Here is a 26,243-nt window from a genome sequence, read left to right as displayed (position 1 = left end):
CTAATCTTCCTCTTTCAAAATCATGATGCGATCTTGTCCATCAAGCTCTTGCATCTCTACTAAAATCTCTTCCGCCCGAGATGTTGGAATGTTCTTTCCAACATAATCTGCACGGATTGGCAATTCTCGATGCCCACGATCTACTAGGACTGCTAATGAAATTTTTCTTGGTCTGCCAAAATCCATTACTGCGTCCATTGCCGCTCGAATCGTTCGTCCTGTATACAAAACATCATCAATCAAAATAACTTCTTTTCCTTCTAAGGAAACTGGGATGTCAGAAGAATGAAGTTCCGGTTCTTCTGGATTTTCTTTTTTGTCATCTCGGTATAAAGTGATATCTAGTTCTCCCACAGGAATATCGATATCTTCTAGTTGCTTCAAACGTTCAGCGATTCTTGATGCAATGTAGATCCCTCGTGTTTTGATACCTACCAATACGATATCTTGGATACTATGGTTTCTCTCGATAATCTCATAAGTAATTCGAGTCAATGCTCGCTTCATCGTTACCTGATCTACTACTTCTTTTGCTTGCATTTTCATTCCCCCTACTTTTTTGCATAAAAAAACTCCTGCCCTAAGAGGACAGGAGGAATGTTTAGACTGAGCGTATACTGATACACTGATAGCTATACTATGTCAATGAGCAATTTACTTTATGGCGCACCATACGTATCCTTGCTCCCACCCTTCTTAGCCTCACGGGACTAAACTTAAAGGAATTCTATTAAGTTTTATGCTTTCGTTGTTAATTACTATACCGTTATCCAAATTAAAATGCAATGTTTTTTCTTAATTTTTCTAAAGTTTTTTCAAAAACTTCTGGAAGAGGTGCTTCAAAGACCATCTTTTCGTTTGTAGTCGGGTGTGTAAAACCTAGCATTTGCGCATGGAGAAACTGGCCATTGCCTTTCAAAGTTTTCTTCGGTCCATATACTGGATCTCCAGCTAACGGATAGCCGATATACTTCATATGCACGCGGATCTGATGTGTTCTTCCAGTTTCCAGTTTTAATTCAACCAGAGTAAAACCTTCAAAACGTTCCAACACAGTAAAATGCGTGACAGCTGGCTTCCCGTCTTCTCTTATCGCCTGCATTTTTCGGTTTTCTTTCGAACGGCCGATTGGCGCATTGATCGTGCCTTTTTCGTGAGGAATCTCTCCATGGACTAAAGCAACATATTTACGTAAAGAAGTCTTATCTTTTAGTTGCTTAGCTAATGATTCGTGTGCCTGGTCATTTTTAGCAACCATCAGCAGACCTGAAGTATCTTTGTCGATTCGGTGGACGATACCTGGTCGGATAACCCCGTTGATCGTAGAAAGATCCTTGATATGATACATCAGCGCATTGACCATTGTGCCATGCGTATGACCTGCTGAAGGATGAACGACCATTCCTTGGGGTTTATTGATTACCGCAACATCTTCATCTTCGTAAACGATGGTCAACGGGATGTTCTCTGGGACAACATCTAATGTTTCTGGTTCAGGAATCAAGACAGTGATCTCGTCTCCTTGTTTTACTTTGTAATTTGCTTTGACTGGTTGTCCATTGACAGAAACCGCACGTTCTTTCAGCCACAATTGAATTTGCGAACGGCTGTAATCACTGAATAGATTAGTCAATACTTTATCGATCCTACCAGATTCATGGCGAATCGTTGTTTTAAGTTCGGTCATTTTTTCCTTTGATCCTTTTCATCTAAAATAATATAAATTAATATACAGATCACTCCACATACAAGTGTCACATCTGCTACATTGAAAATTGGAAAGTTCATAAAGTCTGTTTGAAACATATCTACTACATAGCCAAGTCGGAGACGATCAATAAAGTTGCCAATCGCACCAGCTAGAATCAGGCTCAATCCAATCATGAACCAGCGATTGCCTTTTTCCCGATTTTTAATCATCAATGTGAGAATCACAACGACTGCAATGAGTGTCACTATAGTAAAGAACCACATCTTCCCTTCTAGCATACTCCATGCGGCTCCAGTGTTTCGAATATGATTCAGTGACAAAATACCTGGTATAAGACTTTTCGTCTCTCCAAGCGCTAAATTATCAGTGATCCACCATTTGACCAGCTGATCCACTCCCACTAGCAGAGCGCTGAATATCCAATAAATAATTAACAAAAAATCAATCCTTTTCTATTTGTTTATAAATATCGCGAGGTCGTATGATCCCAAGCAGATTACCATCGGGATTCCCATCTTTAGTGATAAGTACGGCTTCCAAAGTTCCTTGCTCGCGAAACATCGCTTCAACCTCGTAAATATGTGTTTTTGCTGGAACAAAATGATAATTTGTGTACTTCCCATTCTGGATAATCAAATCCAATGCTCGTTTATTTGTTAAATCAACAGGACCTTTTTGGCTTTCTTTTGCTAGCCAAAATCCGATATTCCGTAAAGTAATCAATGCTACAAATTTTCCTTTATTATATAACGGAAACTGTGAATACCTTTTTTCTGCTACTATCTTTAACAGTTCAAGTAGCGGAAGATCTTGCTCAAAACCTGTTACACGTTTTGCAAATCGAGGTAGTACGGTTTCTGGGCGTATCAGTTCTTGTTCGATCAACTGGATTCGCTTGACTGTCCAATCATTTGGTTCTGCAATGACAAAATCGACGGCGATTCGGTCATGGACGATTGCATTCCTTAACTGAGCAAGCTGTAAAAGATCATCTTCATATTTTCTGATCATCAATTGTTTTCTTTGAGCTAGGCGTCTGACAAGTTCGGTAAATCCCATGTTTCGTGCATTTCCCATCTCGTCTCTCATCCATTTTTCGATTCGATTGAAACTGATTAAAAAAAGATCAGAGTTTGCCATAATTTTCCTCCTTGATCAAATATGCCCGGTTTTTTATATAGAAAAAGAACGCAAATAACACGATAACTGCAAAAAAACTGAAAAATAGATTTTGTAGGAAAACGGCCCCCAATCCAGTTGCCAGAAATAAGAACGGGTAGATTTGAAGAATCAAACCATTCATTGTGATCACATAAACAGGCTTTGCTTCTTTCACTGTATAAACGGGGCTTTTTAGCCAATAAAAGGTGACCTGCATCGTAAAGGGCACTTCCAGATCAAGCGTTATCTTTTGTTCATGATTGAGAACACTGCGTTTTTCATTATTGATTCTTAATTGAATCGAGCTGCCCATACCGTAAAAACCGGTTTTTCTTATAAATGTCGTTTTCATCGTACCCTCCTATTATGCTTTAGTATAGCTCAAAATACAATAAAGAAAAAGAATGATCCTAGTGCAAACACAATTAATCTCTTGACACCTTCAAAAAAAGAAGCTGTAGTCAAAATACAGCTCCTCTTATGTTTAATGAAAGTCATTTAGTATACGGTAGATTATAATCAAGCTTAAAACAATCCCAATACTTCTCCGTCGTTTGTCACGTCCATATTTAATGCAGCAGGTTTTTTAGGCAAACCAGGCATCGTCATAACATCCCCAGTTAAGGCTACTAAAAATCCTGCCCCTAATTTTGGGATGATCTCTCGGATCGTGATGGTGAAATCTTCAGGTGCGCCTAGCAATGAAGGATCATCAGAGAATGAATATTGGGTTTTCGCCATACAAATCGGCAAATTATTCCATCCATTTTTCGTAAATTCTTCTATTTGTTTTTGCGCCTTTTTACTAAAAACAACACCATTTCCTCCGTAGATTTTCTTGACGATTGTTTCAGTCTTTTCTTGTATCGTTTCTTCTAGGCGATACAATGGCTTGTAATCAGCCTCTTTTCTATCAATCAATCGTACCACAGCTTCTGCTAAATCAACGCCACCTTCTGCTCCATTTGCCCATACACTTGCTCTTTTAGCAAGGATTCCCTGATCTTCGCACAAGTGCTCCAGCAGTGTAAGCTCACTATCTGTATCTGTTACGAATTCATTGATTGCAACGATCACAGGGAGTTGGTATTGTTCCATGTTACGTATATGACGTTTTAAATTTGCAAAACCTATTTTCAAAGCGTCAAGATTCTCATTTTTAAGTTCATCTTTTTTCATTCCACCATGCATTTTCAATGCGCGGATTGTTGCGACGATCACCACTGCATCCGGCGCTTTTTTCAAGTTAGGTACTTTGATATCTAAAAATTTCTCTCCGCCAAGATCTGCACCAAATCCTGCCTCTGTGACAACGTAATCTGCTAATCTCAATGCTGTCTTGGTAGCTAAAATACTATTGCAGCCATGGGCGATATTGGCAAACGGTCCCCCGTGGACAAAAGCTGGTGTTCCGTAAATTGTTTGTACAAGATTCGGCTTGATTGCATCTTTCAGCAGTAATGCCAGAGCGCCTTCTGCTTTCAAGTCTCCAGCAGTCACAGGCTGACGGTCAAATGTATAGCCGACAACGATCCTTGCAAGACGAGCCTTTAAATCTTCAAGGTCTGCCGCAAGACACAAGATAGCCATGATTTCGCTAGCAACTGTGATATCAAACCCATCTTCTCTTGGGACACCTTGGATTGGCCCACCCAAGCCAACGATTACTTTACGCAGTTCACGATCATTGAGATCGACTACCCGTTTCCAAATCACTCGGCGGGCATCGATGTTCAATTCATTTCCTTGATGAATATGATTATCTAAAAGAGCAGATAATGCATTATTAGCTGTTGTGATAGCATGCATGTCACCAGTAAAATGCAAGTTGATATCTTCCATAGGCAATACCTGTGCATATCCTCCGCCTGCAGCACCACCTTTGATTCCCATCACAGGACCAAGTGAGGGTTCTCGCAATGCAATAACAGATTTTTTATTGATTTTATTAAGCGCGTCTCCTAATCCTACAGTGATCGTTGACTTTCCTTCGCCAGCTGGTGTTGGATTGATGGAAGTAACTAAGATCAAATACCCCTCAGCGTTATCCTTTGATCGATTGATTCCAGAAAAATTGATTTTCGCCTTATATTTCCCATACAGTTCCAAATCGTCTTCCTTAAGATCTAATTTACTAGCTACTTCAATAATCGGTTCTAGCTCTGTTTCTTGTGAAATTTGCAGATCACTCTTCATTTGATTACCCCTTTTCACGAACTTTATTCAACAAAACATCTTCTTTGTTAAGATATGCCAATTATACCTTTTTTTATTCAGAAAAAAAACATTAAATTACAGGTTTTTAATTTATTTGACGTACTTATAAATACTCTTTATAATGAAGGCTATGATCAGACTTTAGAAAGGTCGTGAGTGCTTTGACCACAGGAATTGTAAAATGGTTTGACAACAAAAAAGGATACGGCTTTATCAGTTATGATGACACAGAAGAAATTTTTGTACATTTTACTGCGATTGAAGAAGAGGGATTCAAAACTTTGGAAGAAAATCAAGTGGTCGAATTTGAGATCATCGAGGGGAATCGAGGAACACAAGCTGCCCATGTCAAGAAAGGCAGTGTTCAGACTTCCGAATCCAGTATACATTGATTTAGATAATCAAATAGAGTGAGACGCTTAACGGGTTGATCCGTACGTCTCACTCTTTTCTTTTCCTACAAAGACTCATTTCTTCAGGGCCTATTTTTTAAAATTAACTTTTTCTATTTTTCGTATATGGGATATTATTTCTTTTCTGTTGAGAAGATGGTTCTACTTTAGGCCCGTTTTTTTCAAGATGATCAAAAAGAACCACTTGATCTTTTTTTCGCATCATAAAAACAGATGGGGCTTTCTCATTTTGCAATGTCATTTGTACTCCTGTATTAGTCGGTGTCAAAGACCGAATCTGACCGACAGTTATTTCCCGATCTTTCCAAAAAGCAGCATAGCGTATGATGACCGAGTTGGATTTTAAAATAAAAGAACGCCGCCATCCTAGAAATAGAAAAACAAGAAAAACACCTAAAACAACATTGCTTTTCCAATAAGGACCCGTGTTTTCTAAAGAAAGAATCAGACTAAAAAACAGAATGATCAAGGTCAATGACCAATAGATGATCGTATGTGCCAGTTCAGGCTGCCATCGAATATTTTTTTTCATTCTCTAACCTCTCACCGATTCAGTAATGATATAATCTTACCATAACATTAATTTGAACAAAAAGGAGAATCTCTTTTTATGTTAAAAGTATACATTGATGCCTCTACAAAAGGCAACCCTGGACCTAGCGGGGGAGGGATCTTGATTGTCTATCAAGGTAAACAAGAACAGCTATCTATTCCCCTTTCCGTAGGGACAAACCATCAAGCAGAGTTCGAAGTCTTTTTAAAAACTTTAGAATTTCTAAAGAATAAAGATTTACAGAATGAAACGATTTTCTGTTTTTCAGACAGCAAAACACTGGTTTCTACAGTCGATAAAAACACAACGAAAAACGAGCTTTTCCTTCCCTATCTCCAAAAAATCAAAGAACTTCTGCCCGACTTTTCCTTGTTGATCCTACAATGGTTGCCCGAAAACAAAAACAAAGGGGCAGATAACCTCGCACGACAAGCCCTACAAAAACAATTAAAAGAAAGATAGACTCTTTGAAGAAAAAACTTTAAAGAGTCTTTTTAGTATCTTATCTTTAATACAAAAGATAATTGTGATCAAACGTGATTTCCAAATGATAATCTCCGATTTTCTCTTCTATTTGAATACGTAAAATTCTTTCGAGTTCTGTATCATCACATTGGAATTTTTCAGGAACAACTACATCAAACTGCAGCGTTTTCCCTTGATGGATGACTCTAAAATCATGTATATCGAGCCCTCTACCTGTTTCAAGAAGGATTTGCTTTAATTGATGCAAGATATTATAGTATTTTTCGTTATCAACAGGCATTGGGTCCAAGTGACAGACGAGTTCCACATCCAAAGACTTTTTAAAGTCTTTTTCTATCAAGTCAATAATCTTATGTGCTTCATTCAAGTTCATTGATTCATTTACTTCGATGTGGACTGATGCAAAGCGTTTATTGGGCCCATAGTTATGCACCAACAAATCATGATAGCCAAGTATATCGTTGCAAGCATTCAAGTGCTCTTCCATTTCTTCAATCTCTGCTGACGTTGGGCGACTACCTAATAGCTCATATACAAAATTCCGAAGCATCGTCAATCCACTATAAAGGATATATAATGCTAAAGCAAAACCGATATATCCATCGATACGCCATCCAGTTACCCATTCGATTGCTGCTGAAAGCAATACAGCCAGTGTAGTAAAGACATCATTATAACTATCTGTTGCTGTAGCTCTCAATGTTTCAGAATCAATGGATCGTGCAATAACCTGGTACATTTTTCCTTGTGCAAATTTCAAAAAGATGGAAATGATTAGGGCAAAAAAGACGATGGGTGCTAAAGAGACATTTTCTGGATGGATGATTTTTTCAACGGATGACTCTAAAAATTGAAATCCTACATAAGTAATGATGATTGAAACAAATAACCCACTGATATATTCGAAACGTTCATGTCCATAAGGATGTTCCTGATCCGCTGGCTTTGCAGCAATTTTAAATCCAATCAAAGTCAATATGGATGAAGCAGTGTCTGATAGACTATTCACTGCATCAGCCATAATGGAGACACTCCCTGAAAAAAGTCCAATCATTAGCTTAGAGACAAACAAGATCAGATTCGTAACCAATCCTAATATGCCAGCTAATACTCCTTTTTTTGTCCGCTGTTGCGGTATTTGTTTCTTTTTTTCTTCTTGTTTCTTAACCAAGTTTTTTACCCCTTCTAGTTTGCTTGTTGCTCAGGTAAAAAGATGGAGAGGACAATTCCTCTCTTCCTTTTTCTATCTATCATGCGTCCTATTATTCATTCAAAGATGGCCATTATTCTGGTTTTAATGGTGTTGCTGCAAATAACGCTTTTGCTAGTAATGGTGTTATGATTCCCGCTCCTATTGCTTCGGGTATCCCATTGATTGCTGCAACTCCTGCTAAGGTTTTAAATAAAAGAGCAGAATCTACACCATAGGCATCTGCCGTTGCACCTGTATAAAATAATCCCATGAATCCTAACACTAAGACTGTATTGACCAACGAACCTAATACTCCTGCAAAGATCGAGCTGATTGTTATTGATTTATTTTTTTGATAAATCCAGTGGAAAACCAAACCAGCTACTAAGCCAACAAGTACTCTGGGAACTACCGAAATAATCGGGTTCGTGAATACCAATGTATCAAATGGCGTTGTCGGCATGGCGTAGGCACGGACAATTGTAGCAATTCCCCAAAACAGGCCAATTACCATACCATCTTTTGGACCCAATACTACTGCGGCAATAATTACTGTAATATGAATAATCGTTAAACTGATGAACCCTAATGGAATAAAGCCAAGCCAAGGTACCATAGCTTGTACGATGATGATTGCTAATAAGATAGCACGTAAGACTAGTCGAAAGGTTTTATTTCTGCTATTCATTGTTTTCACCCCTTTTTATTTATACTAATCGTAAAAATTTCTGTCACTTTCGTCAACTAAAGACCATCCGAAATCGACCAATTGATTAGACGCGCTCTTCTATCCCATCGAAAAAAGTATGAGGGCAAGACTATTTGTCTTCGCCCCCATGATCGTGTTTCGTTCAATGATTGAACAGTTGTTTTTTTCTATCAAACATAAACGGTCTATTGTTGCGCAAGCCATTCTTTCGCAGCTTTAAGTGCATCTGGAATACCAGCAGGGTTTTTCCCACCAGCTTGTGCCATATCTGGACGTCCACCACCGCCACCGCCTACTTTTGGTGCGATTGCTTTAATCAAGTCGCCAGCTTTTAGTCCAGCTTCATTTGATTCTTTCGTCATTGCCGCTAGCAGACTGACTTTTCCTTCTTGTTCGTTTGCTAAAACAAGAATGTCTGAAATATTTTTTTGTTTCCATTGGTCAGCTAATTGACGCAGCTGATTCATGTCTTTCACTTTTACTTGTGCTGCAATGATTGTTTTTCCACTGATCGTTTCTGGATCCTTGAATACATCACCGGCTTGTTGATTCGCTAACTTGCTAGCTAATTGTTCATTTTCCTTTTGTAGCTCTCTTACTTGCTGTTGCAATTGTTCCGCTTTTGAAACAACTTCCTTCAATTGAGGTGATTTAACAATTGCTGCTACTTGTTTTAGTTGTTTTTCTTCTTCTTCAAGTAGTTCGTACGCTTCTTTGCTTGTTACAGCCTCGATTCGTCGCACGCCTGCACCAATTCCTGATTCAGAAACGATTTTGAAGATTCCGATGTTTTCTGTGTTTGCTACATGTGTGCCTCCGCACAGTTCGATTGACCAACCGCCAATATTTACTACGCGAACGTCATGTCCGTATTTTTCACCAAACAAAGCCATTGCACCCATATTTTTGGCTGTATCGATATCTGTTTCAATTGTTTCAACTGGGATAGCTTCCCAGATTTTTTCGTTGACGATTCTTTCCATTTCAGCTAATTCATCTGAAGTGATTTGACCAAAGTGGGTAAAGTCGAATCGTAAATGTCCAGGAGCAACTAAAGAACCAGCTTGATTTGCATGCTCGCCAAGTACTTCTTTCAATGCTTTGTGCAGTAGATGGGTTGCTGTATGGTTTTTGATGATACGATTGCGCATTGATTGATCGATCAATAGATGATAGGTTTGTCCTTCGCTCATTGGTGCTTTTACTTCTACTGTGTGCATAAATTGACCATTAGGCGCTTTTTGAACATCTGTAACAACTGCAACGATTTCTCCTGCTTCATCCATGATCCAACCTTGGTCTGCTACTTGGCCACCCATTTCTGCATAAAAAGGTGTTTGGTCAAAGATCATTTGAGCTTCACCTTCTGCGATTTCGTTCAGAAGAGATTCGCCTTTTACGATGACCAATAATTGACTATCTGATTCTTGCTCCGTGTATCCGATGAATTTACTTTCTACTTTGATATCTGTCAATAAAGCAGATTGTACACCCATTGATTTTTCTGTACTACGGGCAGAGCGAGCACGTTCACGTTGTGCGTCCATTTCTTTTTCAAAACCAGCATGATCAACTTTCAGTCCTTCATCTTCTGCCACTTCTTCCGTTAATTCTACTGGGAAGCCATATGTGTCGTATAGTTTGAAGATGTCTTTTCCTGCTAGAGTCGTACCGTTTTCGTTTTTCACTTCTTGGATCACTTGATTCAAGATTTCCAAACCTTCATTGATTGTTTCATTGAAACGTTCTTCTTCTGTACGGATAACTTTTTCAATAAATTCTTTTTGTTGAAGTACTTCAGGATAATAACTTACCATGATCTCTCCAACGACAGGGACTAAACGATATAAGAATGCTTGTTCAATACCTAATTTTTTCCCATGCATGACCGCACGACGAAGCAAACGGCGTAAGACATACCCTCTTCCTTCATTCGATGGTAATGCACCATCGCCAATAGCAAATGAAAGGGCGCGAATATGATCTGCGATTACTTTGTAAGAAATATCTGTTACTGGGTTTTCACCATATTTTACTTGTTTGCTTAGCTTTTCTACAGCGTGGATAATAGGCATAAACAAATCTGTCTCAAAGTTCGTTGGCGCATCTTGAACGATTGAGACCATACGTTCCAATCCCATGCCCGTATCAATGTTTTTATGAGGAAGTGGTTCAAATGTATTATCAGGTTTATGGTTGAATTCTGAAAATACCAAGTTCCAGATTTCTAAATAACGTTCATTTTCTCCTCCTGGATAGTTTTCAGGATCATCTTCTGCTAAATCGTTATAAGCTTCTCCTCGATCATAGAAAATTTCCGTATCTGGTCCACATGGGCCTGCTCCGATATCCCAGAAGTTGTCTTCTACATCGATAATGTGATCTAGCGGCAGACCGACTTCTTCATGCCAGATGCGTTTTGCTTCTGTATCTTTTGGATAAACTGTTACATAAAGTTTTTCTGGATCGAATGCCATCCATTTTGGATCAGTCAAAAATTCCCATGCCCAGTGGATGGCTTCATTTTTGAAATAGTCACCAATAGAAAAATTACCCAGCATCTCAAACATCGTATGGTGACGTGCTGTTTTACCGACATTTTCGATATCATTTGTTCGAATAGACTTTTGGGCATTTGTGATTCTTGGGTTTTCTGGTACAACTGAACCATCAAAATATTTTTTCAATGTTGCAACACCAGAGTTGATCCATAATAAGGTTGGATCGTTCACGGGGATCAAAGACGCACTAGGTTCAATTGTATGTCCTTTAGACTGGAAGAAATCAAGAAACATTTGTCGAACTTGTGCACTACTTAATTGTTTCATGTCATTACCTGCTTTCTATAAATTAAATACAAAAAAACACCATTACAGCCAAGGACGAAAACTCGCGGTACCACCTTGATTGCAATGATGTGTAATCATTACCTCTTAAACTCGATAACGCTGAGCTGCGTCGGTATTTCTACCAAAATAGAAAAAGGGAGCAATTTGATTAGTGACTATTCTTTTTTCAGCCAAGAAAGAATTTTCTGTGAGTCTTAAAAAAACAAATCATGTCCTTTTCGTACTTTAATAAGTATACGCATTCTGTCAATCACTGTCAATATCTCAATTGCCTATTTTTATTTCCTTTTGGTCATATCCCATATTTTTTGGTACGATAAGGATAAAGAAATCAATACATCTCAGTTATTCATGATGAGGAGGAATATAATGAAAAAAATAGTTGGCGCAGATGAATGGATCCGCGCAGCTAGCTGCTTTTTGAGATATCAAGTTTTTGTATTAGAACAAGGGATTCCTGCAGAACTAGAATTCGACGGAAAAGATATCCCGCAACAAAACTATTATCTATTTCTTGAACAAAAAAGACCAGTAGCCACATTGCGTTATGAAAAGAAAACACCTACTTGCTTCAAGCCAGAACGCTTTTGCGTAGCAAAAGAATACCGAGGAAAAGGGTTAGGCGGTCAGTTGCTTGAAGCTGCAGAAAAACAGGCGATGTCAGAAGGTTGTCAGACTAGTTATGTAGTAGCTGAAATGACGGCTGTAGATTTTTATGAAAAACAAGGGTATCATACTTGCACAGAACCTTTTATTGAAGATGAAGTACTTTGTATCGGAATGGAAAAAAGTCTAGCTTAAAAACAAGAGATTGTGACACGCCTTTTGTCACAACCTCTTGTTTTTTATTTATGCGAATTTTTCTTATTTTTACGAGCAGTACGACTTTGCTGTCTGCGTTCGATTTTACGTGCTTTTTTATTTTTTTCTGCAATTGCCCAATCGATTTTTTTCTTATAACCAGGCTTGATCTTTTTCTTTTTCTTCTTCACAAGTCCAATCAGTGTTGGGTCTAATACATCCTTTGATTTTTCTCGTTTGGTACGTCTATTACGATCATATGTTTTAACGATTTCACCATTTTTGATTTCTTTCGGTTCAAATGAGACGCCTAATTTCTCGATTGCATCAATGGCTTGTTCATCGTTTGGTGAATACAACGTAATGGCCGTTCCTTTTAATCCATTACGTCCAGTACGTCCGACACGATGGATAAAGAAGTCCAGATCTTCCGGGATTTCTGCATTGATAACATGAGAAACGCCTTCTATATCGATTCCTCTAGCAGCTAAATCAGTCGCTACAACATATTGATACTCCAGATTCTGTACTTGTCGCATCACTCGTTTTCTCTCTCTTGGTGTGATGTCCCCGTGAATCTTTGCTACTTTCAATCCTTGGTTTTTCAAATAATCAGCAATTTCATCCACATGCTGTTTTGTATTGGCAAATACGATTGCTAAATAAGGATGACCAATCGTCAGCAGTTGATAAATCATTTGATTCTCATCTTTACCTTTTGTTGAGATCAGCCAATTTTCGATATCTTCAGAAATAACTGCTTTCGGCTTGATTTCTTCAATGATTGGATTCTCCATATATTTTCGCAAGAATGGACGCAGTTTTTCTGGAATAGTGGCAGAAAAGACTAAGAACTGCAATTTTTCTGGTAACCGACTTGCAATTTGGTCTACTTCATTTAAAAAACCCATATCCAATGTCATATCCGCTTCATCAACAACAAATGCAAATGCTGTGTGAATCTTCAACGCTTGTTCATTCATCATGTCTAATATTCTACCTGGCGTGCCTACTACGACCTGTGGCTGCTGATGGTGCAGACGGTTTAACTGACGCTGTTTGTCTGTCCCCCCGACAAAATTCGAAACACGGATCTCCGGTGTAGAAAATTTAGCGATTTGTGTAGCTGCTTCATAAATTTGTGCAGCCAGTTCTCTACTTGGAGCTGTAATAACAACTTGTACTTCCTCTTTATCTGCATTGATTTTTTCAAACAACGGCAACAAAAACGTATGTGTTTTTCCTGTACCAGTTTGAGATTGCCCAATGATATTTTTTCCTTTTGCAATTAAAGGAATCAAACGTTCCTGGACCTCTGTGGGCTGTTTGAAGCCCTTTGCGGCTAACGCTTCATTGATAAATGGCTTGAAGCGGAATATATCAAAATTATTCATTCGTGCACCTCTTCTCTTTAAATTATCACGACTTTGGCATTATAACATAGACAAAGTATTTTTGCTCAGCTAATTTCGAGAATCATCATCCTTTGTTTGAGCAATCGTGCTAACGGTATATGTGTGACTAGCTTTTTCATAAAACAGAATCCGTTTTTTTCTCAAAAATGATAGCAAGATATTTAAAATAAAAATACCTTGCAGTAACAAGACACCGAGAGAAATGAATACTGCACTCATCTGCAACACCGTATTCGTTGTCGAATTCATGATTTGCTGAAGCAACTGTCCCAACCAGCTTAAACCATAAAAAAGAAAATATAGATACCCGTAGCGGATAATCAATGCTTTCAAAGAAATTCGCTCGCGGTCTTGCTCCACCAAGCGGATGCGTACAATTTTTTTCCCAAGTGTCCATCCATTGGTTATAAACGGTACAATCATAAAGTATAGCCCTACTTCCAATAAAAGCCACCAGATATGAGAAGTAACTGTCCCTGAATCGAACGCAAGTTTAAAGAAAATCGCTGCGATAAAATTGACAATAGATAAAAATGTCCAGTCGATCAAATAAGCGACCAAACGTCGTGTCAACGAGACAGTTTTTCCTTTTTCATAAGAAAGTTCATCCATCCGTCTTCTCGTAGGAAGCATAAATGTAAATAACGGCGTAACGACAAAACCAATGATTCCACCCAATGTATTTGTCACTAAATCATTCACATCAAATAAGCGGTATGGTCTTGGGTAGATAAAATAAAGGCCACTTAGCTGCGTCAGCTCAAAAAATAGTGATAGACAGAAACTAGCAATCATCGTTTTCATAAAAGAAAGCCGGAAATAATATCTTAAATAAATGCCAAATGGTATGAGTAATAAAACATTAAAAGCTGGTTCCAAAAACACACTCTGCTTCATCGCCGGCAGATAGGTACTAGGTTCAGATAATACCAATACCGTGTTGTCTCTGAAATGTTGCCATGAAGCAAATAAATGCAGCTCCATCTTTGGCCCTGTCATTTGGGCAACCGTCTCCTTTGCCGGAAGTGGTAAGATCACCAGAAAGTATGCACACAATAAATAGAAAATAAAGGAATACAAAATAACTGCCCTTGTTACTAGAAATGTTCCATACTTTCGATATTCATAAATAAAAAAAACAGATGAAATCGCTAAGGCTAAAAATGGAAAAACAATCAGCGCAAAACGAATCGGTTCGATATAACTTGCCATGTGACTCCTCCTTGATTCTTTGTATCTCCCTTATCTTAGCAGTCCTTTGCTGTTTCAAGCAAGTAACGAGGCTATTATTTCTCATTTCTTTCAAAGTAAAGTAAGATAAACTCAAAGGGGGTGTCGAGATGCTGAATATGTACTTTGTTTTTGGCGTACCTATTTTTTTACTGTTCCTTTATGCAACAATTGCTTATGTAAGAAAAAGAACTACGATTCATTATTTAGGATTTATTCTCCTGATTATTTCAGGTTTCATGCTTGTCTTCAACCTTCAGACTTGGCAGCAAGCGCTTTTTGAAATGGATAAAATGACTCCACATGCTTTGTCTAAAATGATTGGCTACCCTGTCTATCTGATTTGGCTTCCCATTTTCATTTCTGGTTGCTTAGTTTTATTAAATATTTATCGCGGTGTACGCCGAATATTTCTCTTACGCAAAACAAAATAACAGGCAGAAATCGGTTGAACCCGATTTCTGCCTGTTTTCTCAATTCAAATGCATACCGATCCCTGGTCCTAACGGTAGTTGGAATACATAATAGAGAATAAATAAAATGATCCATGTGATAGTTAGACTTACAGCATGTGGCAGCATTATGGAAATAATCGTTCCGACACCGGTTTTCTTTTGATATTTCGTGGCAAATGTGACGATCAAAGCAAAATACGGCATCAGTGGCGTAATAATATTGACAGGAGAATCAGCTACTCGATAAGCAGCCAAAACAGCTTCTGGAGCTACTCCCAACTGATAGAGTAATGGAACAAATATTGGGGTTAAAATAGCAAATTTTGGTATCGCTCCCACTAAAATAAAATCAAGAATAAGTGCTAGTGCTAAGAAACTAAGTAACAAGGCTAAGCTGCTCAAATTCATATCTTCAATAATCGTGGCTGAATTGACTGCCCAAACAGTACCTAAATTAGTAAAATTGAAATATGAAATGAATTGGCTAATGATTAACAATAAGAAAATCATCCCACCTAAGTTGCTGAATACTTTAATAATCGGATTTACTACATCCAAACTCGATTTGACTTTTCCAACTGCCTTTCCAAAACATATCCCTGGAATCAAAAATGAAATCAAGATCAAAGCGATTAAACTATCCATAAAAGGTGTAGAACCAATCAATTCATCAGTTTCAGGATGGCGAAGTGGGGCACCACTTGGTATCGTAATCAACAGGATAAATGCCAGTACCACTGTAAATCCCCAAAAAGCCCAATGTAAGCCTTTCGTTTCATCGGTAATCTCATCGTTAGCAATCATTCCTTTTTCTTGGAATGTTCCTAAGCGAGGTTCAATGAGTTTTTCGTTAATGATAGTGGAAACAATCACTACTAAGATGGTTGATGCAATCGAAAAATAAAAATTTGCCATTAAATCAACAGAATAGGATGGATTAATGATATGTACTGCATCATTTAATATTTCGGTAAGCATACCATCCACTGGCGTAATAACTAAGTTGACTCCAAATCCTCCTGAAACACCTGCAAAGGCAGCAGATAAACCTGCTAAAGGATGTCGCCCGACTTTATAAAATACTGCTGCACCTAATGGAATCAATACTAGATACCCAGCATCAGAGGCAATACTCGACATTACGCCAAGAAGTACTAGTACCGCTGTCAGACTAGATTTTGGTACTACCTTTACCAGCTTTCGAATCATCGCACCGATTAAGCCAACCTCTTCTGCAAATCCTACGCCTGCCATCGCCACTAAAGTGACTCCAAGAGCCTGAAAGCTCATCAGATTTGAGACGATCGAAGTCAACATAAAACGGATCCCTTCACCACTCAACAAACTTTTTACATGTGTAGTAGTAAGCTCTAGTGCTCCTGTTTCAGCATTAATAGCATCAAACGTAACGTATTGACCCATTAGATAAAAAATATGAGACAGTACTCCTACAATAACGATCAAAATTAAGAATATAATAGCTGGATGGGGCACCTTGTTCCCTAGTTTTTCTACTGTATCTAACACTTTATCTAATCTAGAATGTTTTTCTTTTGGCATCTATTCTCCTCCTTTTTCAAACCAGATGAAAGAAAAACAAGCTTTTTCTATGGAATCTTTTTTCATTCATCTGGTTCATTTTTATTTTTAGAATCTTCTTTACTTCAAGGAAATTGCCGTCTTATTCTCTGCAATCTTTCAAACTTTCATGAATATTCTTTTTTACTGAAGGATACAAGCGTTACGAGTGTGAAAATAGTTACGACTGATTGGGAACGTTTTTTCTATGAATACGTTTATTTAACCAAACGATAGATTGCTTCAGCGTAAATAGCTGTTGCTTTCAAAATATCTTCTACGTACATATATTCATTTGGCTGATGCATTACATTTTCTCTACCAGGAAATAAACTACCGTACGCACATCCTTTTTCAAAGATTCGTCCATACGTACCTCCACCAATTGTTTGTTCGTAACCTTTTTCCCCAGTATGTTTTTCGTAAACAGACAATAATGTTTGGATGAATGGATCATCTCCTGAAACATAATGCGGAGTCTTGATGTCTCCAACTATCGAAATTGATACTGATTCATTTTGAAGGACAGTTAGCAAGGATTCTTGAATTTTTTCTTTTGTGATCCCTTTTGGATGACGAATATTAAGAATGATCTTTTTCTCTCCTTCTTGCTGATAAATGAATACATTAGCACTTGAAGTCACTTTTCCCATCACGTCATCTTCATAATCGACCATTAACCGATGCCCATTAAAGTCTTCATGCAGATAATTGGCAATGACAGAAAGATAAGCAGATCCTGAGCTGTCTAATGGATATTGATGCAAAAAGTCGGCGAGATAAGTTCCCGCATTGATACCAAATTTTGGTTCTTGGGCATGTGCAGCTTTTCCATACAGAACGAAGGATGCTTCTCCTTCCTTATATTCAAAAGTCCCTTTCAATTTTTTGTCATCTAGATATTTTGTATATCCAGCTTCTAAAGAAGATAACTTTTCCAAATCAGGAATTTCCAAGACGGCTATTGCCTCGCTTGGTACCATATTTGCACGCAAACCAGAAGAGAATCTTTTCAGTTGCATTTTGTCTGCCTTTTCTTCCTTCAAAGTAAAACTCAACTCGAAAGATAAGATCCCTTTTTCACCATTAATGATTGGGAAATTGGCATCTGGCGAAAATCCAAATGCTGGCATTTCTTCTTTTTCCATATAACGATGGATACCTATCCACTCACTCTCTTCATCTGTTCCGAAAATGAATCGAATTTTTTTCGATGTTGATAATTGCAGTTCTTTGATAATTTTCATCCCATAATAGGCAGCAATACAAGGACCTTTGTCATCACTTGAACCTCTTGCGAACAATTTCCCTTCTTTGATGATTGGTTCGAACGGATCAGTTGCCCACCCTTCTCCTGGCGGTACGACATCTACATGTCCTAAGATACCAAGTGCTTCTGCTGTTTCTTCCCCATATTCTATATGTCCGGCTAGATTATCAATGTTTTTAACTCTGAAGCCATCTCTTTCCCCAAATGACAGTACTTTTTTCAATGCTAAAGCAGGACCAGCGCCTAGCGGATATTCATCTGTCTGATGTTCGATATCCCTTACACTATTGATGCGTAGCAATTCACTTAAATCCTCTAGCAACATCTCTTTTCTCTTTTGTGCTTCTTGCAACCAGTTTATTTCCATAAGATCCTCCTTGGTAGAAATGACTTAATTTCTTAACGGGTATTTATGGTCAAAAGTTTGTTTCCAATGAATTTCAAATCATTTTTTGCTATCTACGTTTCAAATAAAGGTAAAACGGGATACCAGCAAGTGTCAATGCAATCCCCATCGAAGCTAAAAAAGTTTGAGTGATAAGTGTGCTTGATACAATAAAGGTTCCTCCAATGATTGCTACTAATGGGATAAACGGATACATCGGAACTTTATATGGTCGAATCAGATCAGGTTCTTTTTTACGAAGAAGAATGACACCAACAAAGACCATCGTATAAAAAATCCAAATGACAAAGATCAGCATATCCGTTAGTGTATCAAAACCACCGACCATCATCATGCCAATAGCGATGACTAGCTCTAAGATACCTGCGGCTACAGGAACTTTAGTTTTATCATGAAGTTTAGCAAAAAGCTTGCTAAAAGGCAGGTTGTTTTCTTTTGCCATAACATAAGGAAGACGCATTCCAGTAAGGGTATAGCCATTGATAGTTCCATAAACAGAAATCAAGATACCAACTGTGACCAGTCTTCCACCAAAGCCGCCAAAAATCATTTTTGCAACATCACTTGCCGCATTGCTGTTTCCTACGACTCCGTCGATAGATGCGGTTCTTAAGAACACCGCATTTACTAATAAATAAACGATCATGATTCCGATGATTCCTAAAGAAACGGCTTTTGGCAAATCTTTCGCCGGCTTTTTCAATTCTCCCGAAATATTTCCTACGTGTATCCAACCGTCGTATGCGAACATCGTTGCTAGTAAGCCAGCTCCCAAAGCAGAGAAAAATGAAAGGTTTTCTCCTGCTTGGATCGGAAACAGTTGGAAGTCTACTCCTTCTTGTCGGAATAAACCGAAAATAACGATCACAAACAAAGGAATGAGTTTGCAGACAAGCGTAATCGACTGAAAAGCTCCTCCAGCTTTAGAACCTAAAAAATTGATCAACATGATCGATACAGCAGCTGTAACAGCTACAGGAACAATCATCGACTGGGAAAGATCAAATAAATTGACGAACTGTGTACCGAAAATGATCGACAAGGCTGCTACATTTGCTGGAAAATAAATCACGACTTGAGCCCAGCCAAGTAAAAATGCTGCTGTATTTCCATAAATCCGTTCAATATATTTGATCATCCCGCCTGTTTCAGGAATAGCCGCTGCCAATTCAGCTCCTGTCAGTCCTGCACAAACAGAAATCACACCACCTAGAAACCAGGAAAACATATGCAAACTGACGGTACCTGTTACTTCTGCTACGCTCGCGGCTTTGAAAAACACCCCTGCACCGATCACTGTGCCCATAACAGTCGATAAAGCAGTGAAAAAAACCATCGTACGCTTCAATTCATTTTCCGTTTTTACTTCCTTTACTGGCGTGGCTTGATATTCTTCCATTACTTACCTCCTTCCATACCATAGCCAAAAAGTATAGAAACCTTTTTGGCTATAGTTCTTGTTTTATACCGTCTCTGCTAATTTTTCTCTCAGTTTTTCCAACATATCCTTTGTCATTGCATCTAAATCGTATTTTGGTAAAAAGTCCCATTCCTCTTGCGCACAAGAAACATCTAGTGAGTTTGGCCAAGATTCTGCTATCGATTGACGCACAGGATCGACATCGTAATCCATTTTAAAATCTGGTATGATTTTTTGAATAGATGCTTTGATTTCTTCAGCCTCAAAAGACATTGCCGATATATTAAAGGCATTTCGATGAACTAGTCGATTAGGGTCTGCGTTCATGAGCTTTATAATGGCATCGATCGCATCTGGCATATACATCATATCCATTGATGTACCTTGATCAATGAAACTAGTGTACTTTCCTTCTTTGATTGCTGAATAATAAATATCGACTGCGTAATCTGTCGTACCGCCTCCCGGCAAGGTCGCATAAGAAATCAATCCAGGGAAACGGACACCACGAGTATCTACGCCATATTTCACATAATAATAATCACATAGTAGTTCTCCAGCTACCTTCGTTACCCCATACATGGTTGTAGGGCGCTGAAGAGTATCTTGTGGGGTATGATCTTTTGGAGTATTTGGACCAAACGCGCCGATTGAACTTGGCGTAAAAAATTTCAGCTGGAATTCTCTAGCGACTTCCAATGCATTGACCAGCCCAGTCATGTTCAAATCCCAGGCTAACTGTGGTTTTGCTTCCGCAACAGCTGACAAAAGAGCAGCCAAATGGATCAATGTGTCCACTTGATATTGTTCTGCTATGCTGCGCATTTTTTCGTAATCCATTACATCTAGGATCTCAAAGATATCGTTCTTCCCAATGACTTCAGGCATGCGTATATCTGTCGCAATGACATTTTCACTGCCTAGTTCTTGACGTAGCCGTGTGATCAACTCTGAACCAATTTGTCCTAAACATCCTGTCACCAATACTTTTTTCATGATGATCCTCCCTGATCTTTTTTTACTACTATCTTCAGATGATTAACAATATATGCGTGAACATGTTCTCTAATTTTAAATATGCGAAAAAACTAAATTAGTTAAATAATTTCCATTTCTTTTCCTATTTTTTGATAAACCGCCACTGCTTCATCAAGCATTTCCTTTGTATGTTCCGCAGTCGGCATATTTCTGATTCTGCCTGTCCCCAGAGGAACAGTTGGATAAACGATTGGTTTAGCATAAATCCCATGTTCGATCAGTTTCTTAGAGAAAGTCTGAGTCACTTTTTCATCTCCTAAAATAACTGGAGTGATAGGTGTTTCAGACACACCGATGTTATAGCCGACTTTTTTCAATTCTTCTTTAAAATAATTAGCATTTTCCCAAACTTTTTCGACAAGTTCCGGATGTTCTTGCATCAAAGAGATCGAAGCCAACGCAGATGCAGCTGCTCCAGGAGTTAGCGAGGTAGAAAATAGAAATGGCCGGCTTCTGGCTTTCAACCAGTCAATCAGTGTTTTTGAACCAGCTACATAACCCCCAACAACACCTACAGCTTTCGATAACGTACCCATTTGCATATCAATTTTGTCGCTTAATCCAAAATGTTTGACGGTTCCTGCACCTTTTCCAGTTACACCTGAGCCGTGCGCATCATCTACATAGGTGATCAGTCCATATTTTTCGGCGATCGGGATGATTTCCGGCAATCGCGCAATGTCTCCATCCATGGAGAAAACCCCATCTGTGATATACATGATTTTTTTATATTTCTTACTTTCTACGGCTTCCTTCGCTTTATTCTCAAGGTCTTCCATATCTTGATGTTTGACTCGGATGATTGTTGCTCCGGATAAACGGCAGCCATCAATGATAGATGCATGGTTTAATTCATCCGATAAGATAGCATCTTCTTTTGTCATTACTGCAGAGATAGCGCCCATATTACAGTTGAATCCAGATTGAAAGGCGATTGCAGCTTCTGTCCCTTTGAATTCTGCGATTTTTTCTTCTAATTGTTGATGGATCTTCAGCGAGCCATTGATTGTTCGGACTGCACCTGCTCCTACGCCATAAGTTTCAGTTGCTTCAATACATGCTTTTTTCAATTCTTTGCGATTGGCAAACCCGAGGTAATTGTTGGATGCCAGATTGATCATCTTTTTTCCGTCTACAATGATACAAGCACCATTTTCACTTTCTAGTATATCGATCGTGTTGTACAATCCCTTTTCTTTCAGTTGCTCCAATTCTTTCTCCAAATACATCGTTAACTCTTTGGAAGACATGGCCTCCACCTCCATATTCATCTGTCTTGCAGAACATACCAAACATATATCGTGTCATTCATCTACGAAGCAAGTATGCCACACGATTGGTAACGCTTACATTAATTATGAGAGTTATTTAACCATATTTTTTATTTACTGCATCATTTTACTTTCCAAGAACTTGTATAGTATGAAAAGTTAACTTTTAAATAATAGTGGTATTTTGATTTACCTAGAAAGAAAACACAACAAAACCATTGATGGAAGCTAGCTAGATAAAATCTAGTATATTCTGAATTTTTAAACTATTTCTCGCATAGACCAATAAAAATAAAAAAATAAGCAAAAAGCTTTCATCTTTATTTATCAGCAATTTTTAATCTTATTATCTGATCATTTTTTCACAAAATATTTATATTGAATTTGAAAAAAAGACTGTGATAAATGTCTTATCACAATCCCTTCTTCCGAATAAACGGTGTTCTCCTGCCAACTCCTCGGACACAATCTCCATCATTTTTTGTTATTTTTGATCCAATTATCTGGTGTGAAAGATGGATCGTCAATAGACCACTCTAGAAAAAATTCTTCTAAAAATTCACGCATAAAGCCTTCTCTACGTTTGGCTTCTTTGTATCCGTAATCAGTGTTCATTTTATCAGGCAGCAAAAACAGTTTTTCATAAAAATGATTGATCACTGTCGTGCCTTTTCGGTAATTTTTTTTGTCCTTGAATGTTTGTGGATACAGTTCAGAATCAAAAATCGGGTGTCCATGTCCTCCACCGAAATAAGCAGTTCGCAAAATGCCGATTGCTCCTAACGCTTCGATACGATCAGCATCTTGAACGATCTTTCCTTCCAAAGATAGTTCGACTGCTTCAGAGAGATTTTTAGAAAAGGACATATTTTCGATAATGGCAAAAATCATTGAAATCTGTTCCTCTGTGATTGGCAAAGAGCGAAGAAATACACGAAGTTGTTGCTTTGCTTCGTTCTCATCTTTAACGACTTTATCATCAATCGTATCATGTAGGTAAGCTGCTGCAAGCGTCACAAAACGGTCTGCCTGCGGTTCCGTATCCAAAATTCTTTCTGCTAGCTTGACGACTCTTTTGGTATGGTCGCTTCCATGTCCCGTTTGATCATGTGCTAATTGTTCTATGCTATAATCAGCGATTACTTGTAATTTATCCATCCAGTCCACTTCTTTCTTAAGTAAATAGCTGAAAACATCTAATTGATTAGATGAATTCCAGCTATCTTTATAAATAGGTTTTATCTTACCTGATATACATTGAAATATAGCTCTCTCATGTAATCGATCAGATATTGTGGATTAAGTGGTTCATGCGTTGCATCCATAATCAATTGATTTGGCTTTCTAGATGCACCAAATTGATGGATATGCTCTGACATCCAATTTTTGATTGGAGAGTAATCATCTGACGCTAGAACATTTTCCACATCTATTTCTTGCTGCAAAGAATGAAGTAATTGTGCCGCATACATGTACCCCAATGCATAAGAGGGAAAATAACCAAAGCTTGCACCTGACCAATGAACGTCTTGTAAGATCCCTTCCACATCATTTGTTGGTCGTATTCCCAGATACTCTTCATATTTTTGATTCCATATTTCAGGTAATTCAGCAACATCTACCCCTTCATTGAAAATCATTTTTTCGATTTCATAACGAATGATGATATGGAGAGGGTAAGTCAAACTGTCTGCCTCGATACGAACCAAACTTGATTGTGTATGTTTCAATGAACGATAAAACTTGTCAAAAGGAATATCATCGAATGTTCCTTCTGCACATTCCTGGAAGAAAGGATATTGCTTTTTCCAGAAGCTGCGACTACTTCCCACAATGATCTCATTAAACAACGATTGTGATTCATGAATACCCATTGATGTACCTTGGTAAATTGGTGTATAAGCATATTTATCATCGATGTCTTGTTCATACATTCCATGACCAGCCTCGTGGATCACTCCAAAAACAGCCATTTTGAAATCTGTTTCGTTCCAGCGTGTCGTGATCCGTGCATCATTTGGATTGATTCCAGTCATAAATGGGTGGACAGTGTCATCTAGACGACCACGACTAAAATCATAACCAAGTTGTTCGATCACTTTTACTACAAATCTCTTCTGTTGTTCCTTTGTCATTCTCCGATTTAAGAAGTCTGTTTCAGGTTCCGTCCCTTTTTCTTGGAGCGTACGGCGGATCGTAAGAATTCCTTCTTTGAGTTGATCAAACACCTTATCGAGGATTTCAACAGTCATCCCAGGTTCATATTGGTTCAGCAAAACATCATAATCTGTCTTTTCTTCTTTTTTCCAATAAGGTATCAATTGTTTTGTCAATTCGATATTTTGGTTCAATGCTTCTTGAAAATCAGAAAACTGTTGTGTTTCTCTAGCTTTTTGCCATTGACCATGAGCGGAAGAAACAGCAGCTGTATATTTTCTCATGAGATCTTCCGGTACGCGATGTTCTAAATCATACTCTTCTTTTACTTTGTCAAAAACGGACGTTCCGACTTCCGATAATTCTTCCGGATGTTCAGAAAAATAGCGAATGGCTTCTTTAATTTTTGGACCGATCTTTTTTGAAAAATAAATACTGTAAAGATAGCTATCTACTTCACTCCGGTATGCACTAGCTTTTTCTGGCATACCTGTTTGTGTATCCCAATCGAGGATTCCTAAAGCTTGTTGTAGAAGATTGATTTCTTTTACTTCTTGTAAAAACTCTTTTTCTTTCATTCCCTATTCCTCCAAACATCCAATTAAATGAATCAATTAGTCAGATTATTCGTCTTTCTCTTTTTTTCTAGGCGGACGAGTTCCCCAATACTGGAACAGATCCGTACGCAAAGCACCATTATACAATTTTCTTTTTTTGGTTGCTTTTTGTCCGTAAAATTCCTCAAACGCTAAGTCGCTAGTCAAGATATATTTACTCCATGTTTTTAATGGACGGAATACATCGCCCATTTCTTTATATAATTGTCGAACGGTTTCTTCTTCCCCTAGTCGTTCTCCGTATGGCGGATTAGCAACGATGACCCCATATTCTTTATCTGTCTTGAAGTCCTTCACTGCTTGTTGTTTAAAGACAATCGAAGAGCCTAGTCCGATTTCTTCAGCATTGGCTTTGGCAATTTCAATCATTCGTCCATTGATATCTGAACCAGTAATATCTAATTCAATATCATAATCTGCTTTTTCTTCTGCTGCTGATCGAACCTCTTCCATGATTTCCTGACTGAACCAGTCCCAAGATTCGCAAGCAAACTCGCGATTGAATCCTGGTGCGATATTATGGCCTATTAAGGCTGCTTCAATACAAAGCGTACCTGAACCACATACAGGATCATAAAATGGACGATCTTTCCGCCAATTTGTCAGCATCACAAGTGCTGCTGCCATGTTTTCTTTCAATGGTGCACCGCCTTTTTCTAAGCGATAACCACGTTTGAATAAACTTGGTCCTGTCGTATCCAAAGTTACCATCACATGGTCTTTCAGCAAAGCTACTTCCAATTGGAAATGTGCGCCTGTTTCCGTCAATGGAACAGAAGCTGGACGATGGTAATACGTACGAAGACGTTCAACGATTGCTTTTTTTGTGATCGCCTGACAATCAGGTGTACTATACAGTTTCGACTTAATCGATTTTCCAGCTACAGGGAAAGCTGCATCTAGTGGAAGAAAATCTTCCCAAGGCAATGCTTTTACGTTTTCAAACAATTCATCAAACGTATACGCATCGAATTCCCCAACCACGATTTTTACTCGATCTGCTGTACGTAACCATAAATTAGCTGTAGCGATCGTTTCCATTGTTCCTTCAAATCGTGCACGTCCGTTCTCAACTTGGCATTCGATTCCAAGATCTCTTAATTCTTTACCAACCAGCGCTTCGAGACCGCTTGCCGCAGTTGCGACGAGGTTGAACTTCCTGTTTTTTTCCATACATAATCTCCTTATTTATAAAAAAAGGGGGGTGGGACATCAGTCAGTCCTACCCCACGCTTTTACTCAAACTCCGAATAACCGGTGACACAAAAGCCTATTTTGCAATAAGAACAACATA

At 38.3% G+C, this 26,243-nt stretch carries 24 protein-coding genes; 4 read left to right on the top strand and 20 right to left on the bottom strand.

Annotation, left to right across the window (positions count from 1 at the left end):
• From pyrR to KFO35_RS06875, 6 genes are all read right to left on the bottom strand, one after another.
• The gene (gene pyrR, locus KFO35_RS06900; RefSeq protein WP_002295862.1) at positions 1-540 is read right to left on the bottom strand and encodes a bifunctional pyr operon transcriptional regulator/uracil phosphoribosyltransferase PyrR; all 540 of its coding nucleotides are present in this window, start codon (positions 538-540) and stop codon (positions 1-3) included.
• 235 nt (positions 541-775) lie between these two features.
• Entirely contained in the window at positions 776-1,687 is a 912-nt protein-coding gene (locus KFO35_RS06895; protein WP_002315064.1) for an RluA family pseudouridine synthase, read from the bottom strand.
• The gene (lspA, locus tag KFO35_RS06890; RefSeq protein ID WP_002309326.1) at positions 1,684-2,148 is read right to left on the bottom strand and encodes a signal peptidase II; all 465 of its coding nucleotides are present in this window, start codon (positions 2,146-2,148) and stop codon (positions 1,684-1,686) included. Before lspA ends, KFO35_RS06895 begins: the two co-directional genes overlap by 4 nt.
• A 4-nt stretch (positions 2,149-2,152) precedes the next feature.
• Positions 2,153-2,851, bottom strand: a complete 699-nt coding sequence (locus tag KFO35_RS06885) for a CBS domain-containing protein (protein ID WP_002309327.1) — start codon at positions 2,849-2,851, stop codon at positions 2,153-2,155.
• Positions 2,838-3,224: a hypothetical protein gene (locus KFO35_RS06880; RefSeq protein ID WP_002315065.1), complete on the bottom strand. Its 387-nt coding sequence runs from the start codon at positions 3,222-3,224 to the stop codon at positions 2,838-2,840. The genes KFO35_RS06885 and KFO35_RS06880 overlap by 14 nt, the downstream gene beginning before the upstream one ends.
• A gap of 173 nt (positions 3,225-3,397) precedes the next feature.
• On the bottom strand, positions 3,398-5,068 hold the full coding sequence (locus tag KFO35_RS06875; RefSeq protein ID WP_156271850.1) for a formate--tetrahydrofolate ligase: 1,671 nt from the start codon (positions 5,066-5,068) through the stop codon (positions 3,398-3,400).
• Positions 5,069-5,250: 182 nt separating this feature from the next.
• On the opposite strand from KFO35_RS06875, the gene KFO35_RS06870 reads away from it, so the two are divergent.
• Positions 5,251-5,481, top strand: a complete 231-nt coding sequence (locus KFO35_RS06870; RefSeq protein ID WP_002315067.1) for a cold-shock protein — start codon at positions 5,251-5,253, stop codon at positions 5,479-5,481.
• 103 nt (positions 5,482-5,584) lie between these two features.
• Here KFO35_RS06870 and KFO35_RS06865 read toward each other — a convergent pair whose 3' ends face one another.
• Complete coding sequence (locus KFO35_RS06865; protein WP_002315068.1) at positions 5,585-6,034, bottom strand: EbsA family protein; 450 nt, start codon at positions 6,032-6,034, stop codon at positions 5,585-5,587.
• A gap of 78 nt (positions 6,035-6,112) precedes the next feature.
• Here KFO35_RS06865 and KFO35_RS06860 point away from each other — a divergent pair, with 78 nt between their 5' ends.
• Positions 6,113-6,517, top strand: coding sequence for a ribonuclease HI family protein (locus tag KFO35_RS06860; protein ID WP_002315069.1), 405 nt, complete (start codon positions 6,113-6,115; stop codon positions 6,515-6,517).
• 46 nt (positions 6,518-6,563) lie between these two features.
• Here KFO35_RS06860 and KFO35_RS06855 read toward each other — a convergent pair whose 3' ends face one another.
• The 3 genes from KFO35_RS06855 to alaS form a co-directional block, all read right to left on the bottom strand.
• Positions 6,564-7,712: a cation diffusion facilitator family transporter gene (locus KFO35_RS06855; RefSeq protein ID WP_024636295.1), complete on the bottom strand. Its 1,149-nt coding sequence runs from the start codon at positions 7,710-7,712 to the stop codon at positions 6,564-6,566.
• 112 nt (positions 7,713-7,824) lie between these two features.
• Positions 7,825-8,421: an ECF transporter S component gene (locus tag KFO35_RS06850; protein ID WP_002315071.1), complete on the bottom strand. Its 597-nt coding sequence runs from the start codon at positions 8,419-8,421 to the stop codon at positions 7,825-7,827.
• A gap of 206 nt (positions 8,422-8,627) precedes the next feature.
• Complete coding sequence (gene alaS / locus KFO35_RS06845) at positions 8,628-11,270, bottom strand: alanine--tRNA ligase (RefSeq protein WP_002315072.1); 2,643 nt, start codon at positions 11,268-11,270, stop codon at positions 8,628-8,630.
• A 390-nt stretch (positions 11,271-11,660) separates the two neighbouring features.
• On the opposite strand from alaS, the gene KFO35_RS06840 reads away from it, so the two are divergent.
• Positions 11,661-12,092 carry a GNAT family N-acetyltransferase gene (locus KFO35_RS06840; protein ID WP_002315073.1) on the top strand — a complete coding sequence of 144 codons (432 nt, stop codon included), beginning with the start codon at positions 11,661-11,663 and terminating at the stop codon, positions 12,090-12,092.
• A 44-nt stretch (positions 12,093-12,136) separates the two neighbouring features.
• On the opposite strand, the gene KFO35_RS06835 is transcribed toward KFO35_RS06840, so the two are convergent.
• Positions 12,137-13,486 (bottom strand): DEAD/DEAH box helicase, encoded by a 1,350-nt coding sequence (locus tag KFO35_RS06835; protein WP_002315074.1) that lies wholly within the window; start codon positions 13,484-13,486, stop codon positions 12,137-12,139.
• Positions 13,487-13,555: 69 nt separating this feature from the next.
• Entirely contained in the window at positions 13,556-14,719 is a 1,164-nt protein-coding gene (locus KFO35_RS06830; RefSeq protein ID WP_002315075.1) for a VanZ family protein, read from the bottom strand.
• Between the two features lie 128 nt (positions 14,720-14,847).
• Here KFO35_RS06830 and KFO35_RS06825 point away from each other — a divergent pair, with 128 nt between their 5' ends.
• A complete protein-coding gene (locus KFO35_RS06825) occupies positions 14,848-15,171 on the top strand; it encodes a hypothetical protein (RefSeq protein WP_002315076.1) in 324 nt (107 codons plus the stop codon).
• Positions 15,172-15,210: 39 nt separating this feature from the next.
• Here the strand turns inward: KFO35_RS06825 and KFO35_RS06820 are convergent, their stop codons facing one another.
• The 8 genes from KFO35_RS06820 to KFO35_RS06785 form a co-directional block, all read right to left on the bottom strand.
• Positions 15,211-16,752: an AbgT family transporter gene (locus KFO35_RS06820; protein ID WP_002315077.1), complete on the bottom strand. Its 1,542-nt coding sequence runs from the start codon at positions 16,750-16,752 to the stop codon at positions 15,211-15,213.
• A 236-nt stretch (positions 16,753-16,988) separates the two neighbouring features.
• Positions 16,989-18,407: a dipeptidase PepV gene (gene pepV / locus KFO35_RS06815; protein ID WP_002315078.1), complete on the bottom strand. Its 1,419-nt coding sequence runs from the start codon at positions 18,405-18,407 to the stop codon at positions 16,989-16,991.
• A gap of 88 nt (positions 18,408-18,495) precedes the next feature.
• Positions 18,496-19,845, bottom strand: coding sequence for an APC family permease (locus KFO35_RS06810; protein WP_024636294.1), 1,350 nt, complete (start codon positions 19,843-19,845; stop codon positions 18,496-18,498).
• Positions 19,846-19,908: 63 nt separating this feature from the next.
• Positions 19,909-20,862: an L-threonine 3-dehydrogenase gene (locus KFO35_RS06805; RefSeq protein WP_024636293.1), complete on the bottom strand. Its 954-nt coding sequence runs from the start codon at positions 20,860-20,862 to the stop codon at positions 19,909-19,911.
• A 101-nt stretch (positions 20,863-20,963) separates the two neighbouring features.
• Positions 20,964-22,154 (bottom strand): glycine C-acetyltransferase, encoded by a 1,191-nt coding sequence (locus KFO35_RS06800; RefSeq protein ID WP_002315081.1) that lies wholly within the window; start codon positions 22,152-22,154, stop codon positions 20,964-20,966.
• A 495-nt stretch (positions 22,155-22,649) separates the two neighbouring features.
• Positions 22,650-23,333 (bottom strand): HD domain-containing protein, encoded by a 684-nt coding sequence (locus KFO35_RS06795; RefSeq protein WP_024635165.1) that lies wholly within the window; start codon positions 23,331-23,333, stop codon positions 22,650-22,652.
• An 80-nt stretch (positions 23,334-23,413) separates the two neighbouring features.
• A complete protein-coding gene (locus KFO35_RS06790) occupies positions 23,414-24,910 on the bottom strand; it encodes a carboxypeptidase M32 (protein WP_002315083.1) in 1,497 nt (498 codons plus the stop codon).
• A gap of 45 nt (positions 24,911-24,955) precedes the next feature.
• Positions 24,956-26,122, bottom strand: a complete 1,167-nt coding sequence (locus tag KFO35_RS06785; protein ID WP_002315084.1) for a THUMP domain-containing class I SAM-dependent RNA methyltransferase — start codon at positions 26,120-26,122, stop codon at positions 24,956-24,958.
• Positions 26,123-26,243: the final 121 nt, after the last annotated feature.

This window comes from Enterococcus lactis (genome assembly GCF_015751045.1).
Classification (GTDB): domain Bacteria; phylum Bacillota; class Bacilli; order Lactobacillales; family Enterococcaceae; genus Enterococcus_B; species Enterococcus_B lactis.
The sequence above is the reverse complement of the archived record's forward strand: the minus strand, read 5'-3'. Positions and strand labels throughout refer to the sequence as shown.

Excerpts from the sequence above, each read along its gene's own strand:
- pyrR (WP_002295862.1), bottom strand. The coding sequence starts at position 540 with ATGCAAGCAAAAGAAGTAGTAGATCAGGTAACGATGAAGCGAGCATTG.
- KFO35_RS06895 (WP_002315064.1), bottom strand. The coding sequence starts at position 1,687 with ATGACCGAACTTAAAACAACGATTCGCCATGAATCTGGTAGGATCGAT.
- KFO35_RS06885 (WP_002309327.1), bottom strand. The coding sequence starts at position 2,851 with ATGGCAAACTCTGATCTTTTTTTAATCAGTTTCAATCGAATCGAAAAA.
- KFO35_RS06880 (WP_002315065.1), bottom strand. The coding sequence starts at position 3,224 with ATGAAAACGACATTTATAAGAAAAACCGGTTTTTACGGTATGGGCAGC.
- KFO35_RS06875 (WP_156271850.1), bottom strand. The coding sequence starts at position 5,068 with ATGAAGAGTGATCTGCAAATTTCACAAGAAACAGAGCTAGAACCGATT.
- KFO35_RS06865 (WP_002315068.1), bottom strand. The coding sequence starts at position 6,034 with ATGAAAAAAAATATTCGATGGCAGCCTGAACTGGCACATACGATCATC.
- KFO35_RS06860 (WP_002315069.1), top strand. The coding sequence starts at position 6,113 with ATGTTAAAAGTATACATTGATGCCTCTACAAAAGGCAACCCTGGACCT.
- KFO35_RS06850 (WP_002315071.1), bottom strand. The coding sequence starts at position 8,421 with ATGAATAGCAGAAATAAAACCTTTCGACTAGTCTTACGTGCTATCTTA.
- alaS (WP_002315072.1), bottom strand. The coding sequence starts at position 11,270 with ATGAAACAATTAAGTAGTGCACAAGTTCGACAAATGTTTCTTGATTTC.
- KFO35_RS06840 (WP_002315073.1), top strand. The coding sequence starts at position 11,661 with ATGAAAAAAATAGTTGGCGCAGATGAATGGATCCGCGCAGCTAGCTGC.
- KFO35_RS06835 (WP_002315074.1), bottom strand. The coding sequence starts at position 13,486 with ATGAATAATTTTGATATATTCCGCTTCAAGCCATTTATCAATGAAGCG.
- KFO35_RS06830 (WP_002315075.1), bottom strand. The coding sequence starts at position 14,719 with ATGGCAAGTTATATCGAACCGATTCGTTTTGCGCTGATTGTTTTTCCA.
- KFO35_RS06825 (WP_002315076.1), top strand. The coding sequence starts at position 14,848 with ATGCTGAATATGTACTTTGTTTTTGGCGTACCTATTTTTTTACTGTTC.
- KFO35_RS06820 (WP_002315077.1), bottom strand. The coding sequence starts at position 16,752 with ATGCCAAAAGAAAAACATTCTAGATTAGATAAAGTGTTAGATACAGTA.
- pepV (WP_002315078.1), bottom strand. The coding sequence starts at position 18,407 with ATGGAAATAAACTGGTTGCAAGAAGCACAAAAGAGAAAAGAGATGTTG.
- KFO35_RS06810 (WP_024636294.1), bottom strand. The coding sequence starts at position 19,845 with ATGGAAGAATATCAAGCCACGCCAGTAAAGGAAGTAAAAACGGAAAAT.
- KFO35_RS06805 (WP_024636293.1), bottom strand. The coding sequence starts at position 20,862 with ATGAAAAAAGTATTGGTGACAGGATGTTTAGGACAAATTGGTTCAGAG.
- KFO35_RS06800 (WP_002315081.1), bottom strand. The coding sequence starts at position 22,154 with ATGTCTTCCAAAGAGTTAACGATGTATTTGGAGAAAGAATTGGAGCAA.
- KFO35_RS06795 (WP_024635165.1), bottom strand. The coding sequence starts at position 23,333 with ATGGATAAATTACAAGTAATCGCTGATTATAGCATAGAACAATTAGCA.
- KFO35_RS06790 (WP_002315083.1), bottom strand. The coding sequence starts at position 24,910 with ATGAAAGAAAAAGAGTTTTTACAAGAAGTAAAAGAAATCAATCTTCTA.
- KFO35_RS06785 (WP_002315084.1), bottom strand. The coding sequence starts at position 26,122 with ATGGAAAAAAACAGGAAGTTCAACCTCGTCGCAACTGCGGCAAGCGGT.